The sequence below is a fragment of the Gordonia sp. (in: high G+C Gram-positive bacteria) genome (genome assembly GCF_012515855.1).
Classification (GTDB): domain Bacteria; phylum Actinomycetota; class Actinomycetes; order Mycobacteriales; family Mycobacteriaceae; genus Gordonia.
In genome coordinates, this window is sequence record NZ_JAAYXO010000227.1 from 33,803 (window position 1) to 45,822 (window position 12,020).

Consider the following 12,020-nt stretch of genomic DNA (forward strand, 5'->3'; position numbering starts at 1 on the left):
ACTACAATTCGAGGACTCGATTCCCACCGAACGGACACGAACTATGAAGTTGCGCTATCTCCTGATTGCACCGCTCGTGGCGGGCGTGGCAGTGCTGTCGGCGTGCGGCAGCGACGACGCCGGCACCTCCGATACGTCGACCAAGGTGTACCTCCAGGTGGTCAAGTCGGTGAACGCCTCGTTCGCGACCGAGGACGATGCCGTGGAGGCGGGCAAGAAGGCGTGCTCGGACCTCGAGTCGGGAACGTCCATGGTCACTGTCATCAACGACATGTCGGCGCAGGCGGGTGGTACGGCGCAGGCCGCGACCGTCGTCGGCGCCGCGGTCAGCTCGTTCTGCCCCGATCAGAAGGACAAGGTGATTCCGGGCAACTGACGCCCGACACCGTCGGCGAGGCGCGTCACTCGGGCAATCCGGCGTGCTGCCGCAGGCGGCCGTCGCCGGTCAACTCCACCACGGCGTCCAGCCCGAGCTCGGCGAGGAACTGATAGTCGTGGCTCACCACGATCAACGCGCCGCGGTAGGCCTCCAGTGCCTCGGCGAGTTGCTCGACGCTCGTGACATCGAGATTGTTGGTCGGCTCGTCGAGGATCAGGACCTGCGACGGCGGCTCGGCGAACAATAGCTTGGCCAAGCAGACGCGGAAGCGTTCTCCGCCGGAGAGGGTTGAGACCGGGCGGTCGGCGGCCGGGCCGCGGAGCAGCAGCCGCGCCAGGTGATTGCGGATCTCGCCGGGCTCGGCGTCGGGCGCCACCCGCTGTACGTTCGCGATGGCGCTGGCTTCTTCGTCGAGGCCGTCGAGCCGCTGCGACAGATAGCCGAAGCGCTCGGTGAGGAGGGCTCCACCCGGGCGGCCCGTCGGGGGCTGTACACCGGACACCAACTGCTCCAGCAGCGTCGTCTTGCCGGAGCCGTTGGGGCCGATGATCGCCACCCGCTCGGGGCCCGCGACGATCACCGTGCGGTCGCCGTCGGTGAACTCGGCGATCCGACGGCTGCGGGGAACGTCCGGGTCGGGAAGGTCCAGGCTGATGTGGTCGTCGTCGCGGATGCGCGCGTCGGCGGCGTCGAGCGCCGATTGCGCGGCGTCCACCTTCTGATCCAGTCCGGTCCGCATCGCACCCGCGGAGTTCTGCGCCGCGTTGGCGCGCATGCCCTGCAGGATCTTCGGTATCCCGCCGTCCCGCGCGGTCTTCTTGGCGGTCCGCTCGCGGCGGGCCAGCTTGGTCTCGGCCTCGATGCGCTGGCGCTTCTCGGTCTTGAGCGTCTGCTGTGCGGTCCGCGCGGCCTGGATCGCGGCGGCCTGCTCCTGCTCGAGGTGCGCGAGCCATTCGCTGTAGGGGCCGCCGAAGGTCTCGACTCGACCGTCGTGCAGTTCTGCGGTGTTCTCCATCCGCTCGAGCAGTTCGAGGTCGTGGCTCACCACGATCAGCGTGCCCGGCCAGTCGTCGATCATCGCGGCCAGTCGCGCACGGGTGGGACGGTCGAGATTGTTCGTCGGCTCGTCGAGCAGGGTGACGGCGGTGCGTCGCAGGTGAAGTCCGGTGACGGCCACCAGCATCGCCTCGCCGCCGGAGAGGGTGGCGACGCTGCGGTCGAGGTCGGCCGCCGAGAAGCCGATGCGATCGAGGCTCTCGTCGGCCCGGGCTTCGATGTCCCAGGCGTCGCCGATGGTGTCGAAGTGCTTCGGATCGGGGTCGCCGGCCTCGATGGCGCGGAGGGCGGCGAGCACGTCGCTGATCCCGAGGAGGTCGGCGACGGTCGCGTCGGCGGCGAGGGTCAGGTCCTGGGCCAGGTAGCCGACGTCGCCGTCGATGTCGATGCGGCCCGACGACGGCGACAGGTCACCGGCGATCAACTTGAGGAGCGTCGACTTGCCCGTGCCGTTGCGACCGACCAGACCGGTGCGGCCGGGGTTGAAAGCTCCGGTGAGCGAGGTCAGCGCGGGGCTCCCGTCTGGCCACGAGAACGAGACGTCGCGCAGGACGACGGAGGCGGCGGTAGATTGTGCAGACATGGCGGGATCCTTCGGATCGGCAGGCTCCGCCCGCGACACGAGCGCGGGGGAAATGGACAGACGGGTGCCGTGTGACGGCGTCAGATTCTGTCGACCTCGATCTCCACGTCGGTCACCCTACCGGAGCGGCTCCGGGGGATCATCCGGTTTATCGCTCGCCGATCCTCAGCCGTTCTCGGAGGCGACGGCGGCCGCGTTGACCTTGGTGAGCACCCCGTGCAGTTCCTCGAGGAGTGCGAGGTCGCCGCCGAGGGCGTCGACCACCTGCTCGGGGATGGCGAGGGCCTGTTCGCGGAGTGCGACGCCGGCGTCGGTCAGGTGGATCTCGACACTGCGTTCGTCGTCGTCGCTGCGGCGGCGCTCAATGACGCCGTCGGCCTCGAGGCGTTTGAGCATCGGGGAGAGGGTGGCTGAGTCGAGCTGGAGCAGTCGGCCGATCTCCTTCACCGGAAGCGGTGCGTGCTGCCAGAGCGAGAGCATCACCAGGTACTGCGGGTGCGTCAGGCCGAGCGGCTCGAGGAGCCGTCGGTACACGCGCAGCACCGACCGATTCGCCAGGGCGAGTGCGAAGCACACCTGGCGTTCCAGGAGCAGTGGGTTCCCAGTGATCGTGGCCATGTGATCGATTCTACGACGGATGAGTAGCGCGCGATCGAATCGTGTACTAAGTTGTGCGGTATTGAATAGTGCACGATCTAATTGTGAGGGTGGCACCAACGATGAGCGAACGACCGAATCCGCTTCAGTGGATCGGCTATGTGTACGGGGCTACGCTGCCTGAGGGCAAGCGCGAGTGGGTGAAGAACGACCTCACCGGCGCGATGGCCACGCCGCGCCACCTGATTCGCACGCAGGTCTCGTTTGTCCCGCTGTACCTGGCGCTCTTCTTCGCCTTCGACGGCGAGGTGTGGATCCGGCTGCTCATGGTGCTGCTCGCGGTGCTGCTGGCCTTGATCTTCTCCGCCGCGTACATGCAGCAGAATCGGGTGGTCCGGTTGCGCAAGCACGGACTCGGATTCTCCCCGCTCACCCAGCGTCAGCAGGTGCAGGCCGACGCGGCCAAACTCCGCTACGAAGCGACGTACGTCGCCGCCCGCCGCCGGTAGATCGTTACGAGTGCTTCAGGACGCCGTTCTCGACCGAGAACGATGATGCGGGTGACTCGCAGCGGATTCCGCTGTACGGCAGGGCGGTGCACGAGAGGTCGCCGAACGTGATCCGACTGTGAGGCGGCAGGTCCTTGGCCGGGGTCGGCGCGCCCTCGACGATGGTCGGTTCGGTACCCGACGGCGTCAGCGTGATGGCGTTGGGTGGGCCGCCACCGACGTCGACCTGAATGGTCGGCGCGTCGGCCGGATACGGTGCCGAGCAGGTGATGCGCTGCGGAAGGCCGGCCACGGCGGGATTGAGCGAGCACTCGCGCAGCGGGCCGTGCGCGTACGCCCAACGGTAGTACCCGGGACTCCCCGCGGTCGCGTAGGCGGCGGGGTCGACGTCGGTGGCGGTGGGTGTGAGCGGAACCGAGGTGACGGTGATCGTGGACGCCGGGGTGGTCGACGGCGTGACCGCCGAGATCCCCTTGGTGGTCGTGGCCGTCGGAGTCAGTTCGGTGTCGGAGTCGCACGCGGTCAGCAGTCCGGCCGCGGCGACGACTGCCGCGGGTACCGCCCAGATTCGCTTCACTCCAGTCCTTCCTTCCCGGCAGCCGCCGTGAATTCTCTGGGCATGAGGATACGCGCGTGGTGTGCCGGGGACGGTCCCGATCGATCGGCGCCGGACGTTCACAGTCGCGCCAACAGCGTGCGCACCGACGACCACCGTCGTTCGGCCCGCTGCTGATGCTCGGTGAGCGCGGCCCAGTGGCCGGCGAGCGCGTCGGTGGCAGCGTCTTCGCCGTGCAACGACATTCGCGCGATCAAACCCAGGTACCCGCGCCGATACCAGCGGTCCAGCAGCGCCGTCGCGAGGTGCGGGACATCGGCGCCGCCGGGCAGCGGTCCGGGGCCTCGGGAGCCGGGAGCGGCGACGTCGAGCATCACCTCGCGGAGCGCGGCACGCGCTTGCGGGTCGCCGAGTCCTTCGATCACCAGCGTCGGGGTCACCGGCAACTCGGCGTCGACCCGAGCGACGATGGTCGCGAACAACGCGCCGTGCGCCGGTCGCAGAAACAGCAGGGTGCCGAGCGGGAGGTGCCGGTCGGAGGCGTCGCTCCGGTCGTTCGCGGTGCCGACGACGGCGTGCACGGCGGCGGTGGTCATCGCATCCGGCGCCCAGATCAGCGAGGTCAGGAACTCCAGTTCCAGGCGAACGGTGTCGTCGACGTCGTCCGACGACAGGGGCAGCCCCGGCACGATGTCGTGGTCGTGGTCGTGGTGCCGGTCGCCGTCGGTGTCCGCGCTCATGCGCTGGAGAGCGGCTTCTGATAGCCGTCGCGGCGCGACGATCCCGCCACCGCGACCACCTGATTCGGGACGGCCAGCCGCATCACCCGGTCGCGCAGCCACTGCGGCAGCACTCCCGTCAGGCCGACCAGCGGACCGACGCGCTTCGGCACCCACACCTGGAAGGTGCGGTTCTGCATCGCGGAGACGACGGCGTCGGCGACGTCACCGGGCTGCAGCATCCCGACCGAACCGGTAGCGGTGCCTGCGGCGAGTTCGGTGTCGACCACGGTCGGCATCACCACCGACAGGGTGACCCCGCTGCCGCGCAGTTCCTCGCGCACGCCGGTCAGGTAGCCGAGGACGCCGTGCTTGGTGGCCGCGTACGTGGACTCTCCGGGCGGTGCCAGGCGCGAAGCGGCCGAGGCGACGGTGACGATCTGCCCGCGCCCGCGTGCCCTCATGATCGGGGCCGCGAGCCGCACGCCGCGGATCACGCCCAGCAGGTTCACGGCGACCATGCGCTCGGCCGCGGCCGCAGGCTCGGCGTCGAAGGGGCCGACCCACATGACGCCTGCGTTGTTGACCAGGACGTCGACGGGGCCGAAGTCGGCGGCGACGGCGTCCAGGAACGAGGCGAAGGAGTCGTCGTCGGTCACGTCGAGGGCGTAGCCGCGGACCTCGCCGCCGAGCGCGGCGGCCGCGGCGATCGCCGAGTCGGCGTCGACATCGCCGATCGCCACGCGGGCGCCGCGCACGGCCAGCGCGTCGGCGATGGCCAGGCCGATACCGCGCGCGGCGCCGGTCACGGCGACCACCGATCCGGCGACGGGGACCTCTGGACGGGACGAGCCGGGGATTCGCATGCGTCTACTCTGCACTGCGCGCAGGTTCCGCCAGTTCGGCGGGCACGTCATCATCGGGTCCCTCGGGACCGGCCGGCATCACCTCGCGGGGTGCGAACCAGCCCAGTCCGGCGGCGCCGACCACCAGAACGCCACCGAGCACCAGGCAGGCGGCCTGCAGCGGTGGGAGGAATGCGGCGTGAGCGCCGTCGACGATCTGCTGGGCCAGCGGGGCGGCCTGCGGGGGCAGATTGTCGGCCACCTCGATGGCGCCGACCAGGGAGTTCCGGATGGCGTCGGAGGCCGTCTGTGCCGTCGTCGGGTCGATCGCGGACAACTGCTGATGCGCCAGGTTCGCGGTGTCGTCGATCCGCTTGGCGTACCCCGCTGCCAGAATGCTGCCCGCGAGCGCGATGCCGATGGCGGCGCCGAGCTCGCGCGCGGTGTCGTTGACCGCGGACCCGACGCCCTGGTTCTCGAGGGGCGTGTTCGACATGATCGCCGTGGTGGAGGGGGCCGTCGCGAGGCCGATGCCGACCGCCACGACGCCCAGCAGCGCGCCCAGCTTCCAGTACGCGTCGGTCTCGACGAGGCCGATGGCCAGCACGCCCACGCCGGCGATCGCGATGCCGACGGTGAGGACCAGGCGCAGCGAGTGGTAGCGCACGGCGACCCAGTTGCCGATCATCGCGAAGGCGCCGACGCCGATGACCATCGGGAACAGCGCGACCGCGGACTTCAGCGCCGAGTAGCCGAACACCAGCTGCAACTGCAGCAGCAGGAGGTAGAAGACGCCGAAGGAGGCCAGGAACTGCAGTGCCACCGAGAGCGACCCGGCGGCGAATGCGCGGTTGCGGAACAGTCGCACGTCCAGCAGCGGCGAGGTACGTCGAAGTTCGATGACCACGAACCCGACGGCCAGGACAACACCGCCGATCAGGCACACCAGGATGAGCGGATCGGTCCAGCCGCGGTGCGCGGCTTCGAGCAGACCGAAGACGATGCCCGCGATTGCCGCCATCGAGGTCAGCGAGCCGACGAAGTCGAACGACCCGGGGTTCTCGTCCTTGGAGCTGCTGATCGTCAACGTCACCAGCAGAATGGCGAGCGACGACGCGGCGAACGTGATGAACACCGAATGCCAGTGGAAGAAGTTCAGCAGCACGCCGGTCACGAAGAAGCCGAGGATCGCGCCGGCACCCGCGACTCCCGCCCAGATGCTGATGGCGACGGGGCGCTTCTCGCGGGGAACGCCCGCGCTGATGAGCGACAGAGTCGCGGGCATGATCAGCGCGGCGCCCGCACCGGCCACCAGACGGGTGATGATCAGCTGGATCGGGGTGTCGACCCACACCGCGGCGAGCGATGCGATGCCGAAGACTGCCAGCCCGACCAAGAGGACCGGCTTGCGGCCGAAGCGGTCGCCGATGGCGCCCGCGGGAAGGAGGAGAGCGGCGAGAACCAGCGTGTAGCCGTCGATGATCCACGTCATCTGGCCCGTGGACGCGCCGGTCGAACGTGCGATGTCGGGGAGAGCGGTATTGAGCGCGGCCATGGCGGCGACGACTACACTCACGCCCAGACACGAAACGAGGATCAGCCAGATCGTCGAAAACGACCCTGTTCCGTTGTTGCCTGTTTCGTTGTTGACAGTTCTCCCGACACGCATCTGCAGTTCATCGCCTTCGTCTGTAACTTATGACACATTAGTCACATGGATAACAGATCACTCTCGAGCGAAAGTTGATCACCATGGCTTCTAACCAACTCACTCCGGCCACCGTGTCCGCGTTCCGGCAGGGGCGGATCCATGTCGGGCGCCTGCTCGTCATGCTCGCCGTCCTCGTCGGAGTGTTCGCCGTACTGCTCCTGATAGTCGCAAGCGCGGTCTGATCGGCATTCCGATCAGACCGCGCTTGCGTATTCACTGACTATCCCGCGTACTTCTCGACCACGGCGCCCACCGGCACCAGGGCGTCGACCACGTAGCCCTTGGCCTTGCCGCGGACGCTCTTGTAGGTCTTGGCCAGAACGGCGGGCGCGCTCTCGGCCTGCCGGTCGGTGACGGCCAGCAGGGCCTCGGCGGCCGCGTCGTCGTTGGCGGCCAGGTGGTCACCGAACGGCATTCCCGCCGGCTTGGAATCCCACAGCGGCGAGAGTGCCGTCATGAAGTCCGGCAGCATCTTGCTGGTGGCGACCTGCACGACACCCGGCTTGAACTTCTGGGCCGCCGCGTAAGCGGTCTTGATCGCAGCGCCGGACAGGCCGGACTGCTTCTTCACCTCCGCGTCGATGACGTCGGCGAAGTCGGAAGCCATGGCTTCGCGGTTCGCGTCGAGCAGGGGGACGAGCGTGGCACTCATGCCGAGCCTTTCGGTCAGGATTTGATGAAGACGACGTTGCCCAGGGCCGGTGCATCGTCGCGATCGACGATCGTAGTGGCCGCAAGCAGTCGGTCGCCATCTTCCCAGGCCCGCACTCGCAGGGTCTCGCCGGGGAACACCACGCCCGCGAAGCTGACCCCGTAGTCGGCCAGCGCGGCGACGTCACCGCCGAAGATTTCGTCGACCACCGCGCGCGCCACGCTGCCGTAGGTGCACAGACCGTGCAGGATGGGCCGCGGGAAGCCGGCTGCGGCCGCGAACGCCGGATCGCTGTGCAGCGGGTTGCGGTCGCCGCACAGGCGGTACAGCAGTGCCTGGCCGGGCTGCGTCGGCACCAGGATCTCGTGGTCGGCGGCGCGGTCGGGCAGGTCGACGCGAGTCGACGTGCCGCGGTCGCCGCCGAAGCCGCCCTCGCCCTTGGCGAAGATCGACGACCGTGCGGTCCACAGCGGCTGTCCCGCCTCGTCGACCGTGGTCGACTCCTGGACGATGACCGCGGCGGAGCCCTTGTCCTGCACCTCGGCGATCTTGGTGCGGGTGGTCGCGGTCCCCGATGCGGGCAGCGGCCGGTGCACGCGCACCTGCTGCGAGCCGTGGACGACCTTCGCGAGGTCGATGTCGACGCCCGGGAACTCGACCTTGGGGGCCTCGGTGGCGTTGAACGACGCCGCGACCGTCGCGAACGACGGCAGCACCTTCGGCGCGACGTCGTCGATGTACTGCAGCCCGACGGTGTCCATCGGGTCCTGTGCGCCGCCGACGGTCAGGTTGTAGAGCGCCACCTCGCGCGGGGTCCACGAGAACGTGACCTCGCCGAGGTCGGCGCCGACGGCTACTGAGGGATCGATCGGCATGGGTCAGGCTCCTGCCTGTGAGACGGTGGCCTTCTTGGACTTCTCGAGGGCGTCGAGCGCGGCCAGGTAGCCGAACACCATGGCCGGTCCGATGGTCGCGCCGGGGCCGGCGTAGGTGTGGCCCATGACCGGCGCGCTGGTGTTGCCCGCGGCGTAGAGGCCGTTGATGACGGTGCCGTCCTCGCGCAGTGCGCGACCTGCGACGTCGGTGTCGATGCCACCCTTGGTGCCGAGGTCGCCCGGCACCATCTTGACCGCGTAGAACGGGGCCTTGTCGACCACGCCCAGGCTCGGGTTCGGCTTGTTGGTGATGTCGCCGTAGTAGTGGTCGTAGGCGCTGTCGCCGCGGTGGAAGTCTTCGTCCTTGCCGCTGCGAGCGAAGCCGTTGAACCGATCGGTGGTGGCCTTGAGCTTGTCGACCGGCAGACCGGTCTTCTCGGCCAGCTCGTCCAGGGTCGCGGCCTTCACCACGACGCCCGACTTGGTCCAGCTCTTCGGCATCGGCTGACGCGCGGTGATGCCGGCGAACAGGTAGCGGTTGCGGCAGCGCTGGTCGAAGATCAGCCAGCCGGGGACGTTCTCGCCCGGGCCCTCGCCCTGGCCGAAGTCGCCGCCGTACATCTGGTGGACGGCCTCGACGTAGGGGAGCGACTCGTTCATGAAGCGCTCACCGCGAGTGTTGACGATGAAGGTGCCGGGGACCGAACGCTCCGACAGTGCGAACCACGGGCCCTTCGGCAAGGGGATGGTCGGACCCCACCAGGCGTCGTCCATCAGCGAGACGCCCGCACCCGCGGCGATGGCCGCGTTGATGCCGTCGCCGGTGTTCGACGGCGCGCCGGTGGTCCACTCGCTGCCGATCGGCGCGCGCTGGTACTTCGCGCGCATCTCCGGGTTGTGCTCGAATCCGCCGCTGCCGAGGATGACGCCGTAGCGCGCGCGGAGCTCGCCGGGCTCGCCGTCGACCGTGGTGCGGACGCCGACCACGTCGCCGTTCTCGACGATCAGATCGGTGAGCGGGGTGTTCAGCCGGATGTCGACGCCCGCCCGGCGGCAGCCGATTAGCAGCTCGGCGGCCAGGGCGGCGCCCATCGCGATCATCTTCTTGCCGCGGGTACGGGCCCAGAAGAAGCGGGCGCCGACCTTCATCATGCGCAGCGGGCCGCGCCAGTGACGCATGCCGGTGTTGAGCCAGCGGTAGTCGGACTGCAGGACCACCATGTTCAGCGGGGCCTTGGTGTACTGCGGGTGCAGAGTGGCGAGGTCGTCGCCGAGACGACGCGCGTCGAACGGCTTCGGCTCCACCGAGCGGCCCATGGCGCGACCGCCGGGCGCCTCCGGGTAGTAGTCGGAGTAGCCCTTGACCCACTCGAGGTCGAGCACCGAATTGGCGATCAGGTAGTCGAGGGCCTCGGGTCCGCGATCGATGTAGGTGTCGATGCGGTCGGCCGGAGCGTGCTCGCCGATGATGGCGTGTGCGTACTTCCGGGCCTCCTCGGGGGTGTCTTCCACGCCGTCACGGCGGAGCACCGAGTTGTTCGGGATCCAGACGCCGCCGCCCGATCGTGACGTGGAGCCGCCCCAGTAGGGCGACTTCTCGATCAGCACGGTCTTGAGGCCCTTGGAGGCCGCGGTCAGGGCAGCTGCCAGCCCGGCACCGCCCGCCCCGACGACGATGACATCGAATTCCTCGCTCATGATTTCCCTTCGGCTCGGCGTTGAACGCTTCGCGCAAAAATAGAACACGTTTCAGTACAGCTTAAACTAGAACGTGTTCTGGGCAATAGCGGGCGAGGTCGGCGGGCGGCGCCTCGTAAATGAATCCCCGATTCGGGGCGAATCGCCCCGTTTCGTCGAGTACTCGCGCGATCGGGGATTCATTTACGTTCAGCCGTCACCAGCCAGCAGTGGTTGTCGTGGGCCAGCACGCCGTCGACCACCTGCTCGCGGATCGCGGCGCGGGCCCGGGCCAGGAGGTCGAACCAGGCGTCGTCGCCGAGTTGTTCCCGGAGTGCGCCGCTGCTGGTGGCGCCGATGACGGCCAGTCGTTCGTCGACGCCGTCGGTGAGGCCGCCGGAGCCGTCGTCGCGCGAGTAGACACTGGTGAAGGTGAAGTCCTCGACCTCGACCGCCGACCACCCCGCGTCCGTCAGGATCCGCCGGACGTAGTCGGGGTCGGCGAAGGCCATCGGTCCGGGTTCGCCCGGGGCGGGCTTCGCCGGCGGCGGGTCGAGGGCCGCGGCGAGCACGTCGGTGCCCAGGGTGAACATCTGATTGTCGGCGCGCGCCTGCCAGCAGACGAAGGTGAGCGTGGCTCCGGGTGCCGCGGCGTCGTGCAGATTCACGAAGGCGGCGACGGGATCGTCGAAGAACATCACACCGAAGCGCGAGACGATCCGGTCGAAGCCGGTGTCGCTCAACGACCGCAGGTCGGCGGTCCCGGCGTCGGCGACCAGCGTGCGAGCCTGCGGCACCCGGCGCGCGGCGACGTCGATCATCGCCTGCGAGATGTCGACCCCGACCGGATGTGCGCCGACTGCAGCCGTCGCCTCCAGGAGGGCCCCGGTGCCGCAGCCGACGTCGAGCACCGTCCCGACCGGGGCGGCGGTGGCGATGATCCGCGCCGTGACGTCGCGGAACAGATGGTCGAACACTGCGCCCTGCGCGGCCCAGCCGGAGCCGGAGGTCGCCCAGTCTGGACCGGCGTCCTGATCGGCCACGGCGCTCACATCTCGGCGGGCGGAGTCGCGATGCAGATCGCTGCGCCCATGGGGTCCTTGAACGCCGCGAGCACGCCGTACGGGGTGTCGTCCGGCGGCATGAGGACCGAACCGCCCAACTCGGTTGCCTTGGCCAGCGTGGCGGCGACGTCGGCGACGGTGATGTAGACCTGCCAGAACGACGGGTGGCCTTCGCCGAGCATGGCGGCGGCGTCCATGATCCCCGCGGTGCCCTCACCGTCGATCATCACCTGCGAATAGCCGCTGGGACCGCCGTCGGCGTTCGGGACCGCTTCCAGGTCCCAGCCGAAGACTTTGGGGTAGAACGCGGTCGACGCCGCGTAGTCCATCGACATCTCGTCGAACCAGTAGGGGGTTCCGACCTCGCCTCGTTCCACGAAGCCGGGGTGGGTGCCGGGCTGCCACGCGCCGAATGCGCCGCCCGCGGGGTCGATGTAGACGGCCATGGTGCCCATGTCGCCCACCGGCATCGGCGGCACGATCACCGTGCCGCCCGCTGCGCCGACTGCTTCGGTCGTCGCAGCGGCGTCGTCGCTGCGAAAATAGACGGCCCAGACATTCGTCGGTTCCGTCTCAGATCCGGGCATCGGCATCATTCCCGCGACCCGACTGCCGTTGATCGTGAAGTTCCGATAGCCGCCGAAGTCGGCGGTCGGCTCCTCGCAGTCCCAGCCGAAGAGGGAACCGTAGAACTCGGTGGCGCGGTCCACGTCGCTCGTCATCAAGTCGAACCAGATCGGGGCGCCGGGAGCGGCGGAGTAGGACGGCATCGCAGGTCTCGCTTTCGGTCACGGGAA

At 69.0% G+C, this 12,020-nt stretch carries 14 protein-coding genes; 3 read left to right on the plus strand and 11 right to left on the minus strand.

Annotation, left to right across the window (positions count from 1 at the left end; all coding sequences use genetic code 11):
- Window positions 1–43: 43 nt before the first annotated feature.
- Window positions 44–376: a DUF732 domain-containing protein gene (locus tag GX543_RS16455; RefSeq protein WP_290853512.1), complete on the plus strand. Its 333-nt coding sequence runs from the start codon at window positions 44–46 to the stop codon at window positions 374–376.
- 25 nt (window positions 377–401) lie between these two features.
- Here the strand turns inward: GX543_RS16455 and GX543_RS16460 are convergent, their stop codons facing one another.
- Both GX543_RS16460 and GX543_RS16465 read right to left on the minus strand, forming a co-directional pair.
- The gene (locus GX543_RS16460) at window positions 402–2,018 is read right to left on the minus strand and encodes an ABC-F family ATP-binding cassette domain-containing protein (protein WP_290853513.1); all 1,617 of its coding nucleotides are present in this window, start codon (window positions 2,016–2,018) and stop codon (window positions 402–404) included.
- A 165-nt stretch (window positions 2,019–2,183) separates the two neighbouring features.
- Window positions 2,184–2,636: a MarR family transcriptional regulator gene (locus tag GX543_RS16465; RefSeq protein ID WP_290853516.1), complete on the minus strand. Its 453-nt coding sequence runs from the start codon at window positions 2,634–2,636 to the stop codon at window positions 2,184–2,186.
- A gap of 101 nt (window positions 2,637–2,737) precedes the next feature.
- Between GX543_RS16465 and GX543_RS16470 the strand changes: the two genes are divergently transcribed.
- Window positions 2,738–3,124, plus strand: a complete 387-nt coding sequence (locus GX543_RS16470) for a DUF5313 family protein (RefSeq protein WP_290853518.1) — start codon at window positions 2,738–2,740, stop codon at window positions 3,122–3,124.
- A gap of 4 nt (window positions 3,125–3,128) precedes the next feature.
- Here the strand turns inward: GX543_RS16470 and GX543_RS16475 are convergent, their stop codons facing one another.
- The 4 genes from GX543_RS16475 to GX543_RS16490 all read right to left on the minus strand — a co-directional run bounded on the left by GX543_RS16475 (window position 3,129) and on the right by GX543_RS16490 (window position 6,913).
- Entirely contained in the window at window positions 3,129–3,701 is a 573-nt protein-coding gene (locus GX543_RS16475) for a hypothetical protein (RefSeq protein WP_290853520.1), read from the minus strand.
- Between the two features lie 98 nt (window positions 3,702–3,799).
- Window positions 3,800–4,420, minus strand: a complete 621-nt coding sequence (locus GX543_RS16480) for a hypothetical protein (RefSeq protein ID WP_290853522.1) — start codon at window positions 4,418–4,420, stop codon at window positions 3,800–3,802.
- Window positions 4,417–5,265, minus strand: coding sequence for an SDR family oxidoreductase (locus GX543_RS16485; RefSeq protein WP_290853523.1), 849 nt, complete (start codon window positions 5,263–5,265; stop codon window positions 4,417–4,419). The genes GX543_RS16480 and GX543_RS16485 overlap by 4 nt, the downstream gene beginning before the upstream one ends.
- A 4-nt stretch (window positions 5,266–5,269) precedes the next feature.
- Window positions 5,270–6,913, minus strand: coding sequence for an MFS transporter (locus GX543_RS16490; protein WP_290853524.1), 1,644 nt, complete (start codon window positions 6,911–6,913; stop codon window positions 5,270–5,272).
- An 83-nt stretch (window positions 6,914–6,996) separates the two neighbouring features.
- Here GX543_RS16490 and GX543_RS16495 point away from each other — a divergent pair, with 83 nt between their 5' ends.
- A complete protein-coding gene (locus GX543_RS16495) occupies window positions 6,997–7,137 on the plus strand; it encodes a hypothetical protein (RefSeq protein ID WP_290853527.1) in 141 nt (46 codons plus the stop codon).
- A 38-nt stretch (window positions 7,138–7,175) separates the two neighbouring features.
- On the opposite strand, the gene GX543_RS16500 is transcribed toward GX543_RS16495, so the two are convergent.
- The 5 genes from GX543_RS16500 to GX543_RS16520 all read right to left on the minus strand — a co-directional run bounded on the left by GX543_RS16500 (window position 7,176) and on the right by GX543_RS16520 (window position 11,993).
- The gene (locus GX543_RS16500; protein ID WP_290853529.1) at window positions 7,176–7,607 is read right to left on the minus strand and encodes a hypothetical protein; all 432 of its coding nucleotides are present in this window, start codon (window positions 7,605–7,607) and stop codon (window positions 7,176–7,178) included.
- Between the two features lie 14 nt (window positions 7,608–7,621).
- Window positions 7,622–8,482 (minus strand): MaoC/PaaZ C-terminal domain-containing protein, encoded by an 861-nt coding sequence (locus GX543_RS16505; protein ID WP_290853530.1) that lies wholly within the window; start codon window positions 8,480–8,482, stop codon window positions 7,622–7,624.
- A 3-nt stretch (window positions 8,483–8,485) separates the two neighbouring features.
- Window positions 8,486–10,180, minus strand: coding sequence for a 3-oxosteroid 1-dehydrogenase (gene kstD / locus GX543_RS16510; protein WP_290853532.1), 1,695 nt, complete (start codon window positions 10,178–10,180; stop codon window positions 8,486–8,488).
- A gap of 179 nt (window positions 10,181–10,359) precedes the next feature.
- The gene (locus tag GX543_RS16515; RefSeq protein ID WP_290853533.1) at window positions 10,360–11,202 is read right to left on the minus strand and encodes a class I SAM-dependent methyltransferase; all 843 of its coding nucleotides are present in this window, start codon (window positions 11,200–11,202) and stop codon (window positions 10,360–10,362) included.
- Between the two features lie 5 nt (window positions 11,203–11,207).
- Window positions 11,208–11,993 (minus strand): VOC family protein, encoded by a 786-nt coding sequence (locus tag GX543_RS16520; RefSeq protein ID WP_290853534.1) that lies wholly within the window; start codon window positions 11,991–11,993, stop codon window positions 11,208–11,210.
- Window positions 11,994–12,020 lie beyond the last annotated feature (27 nt).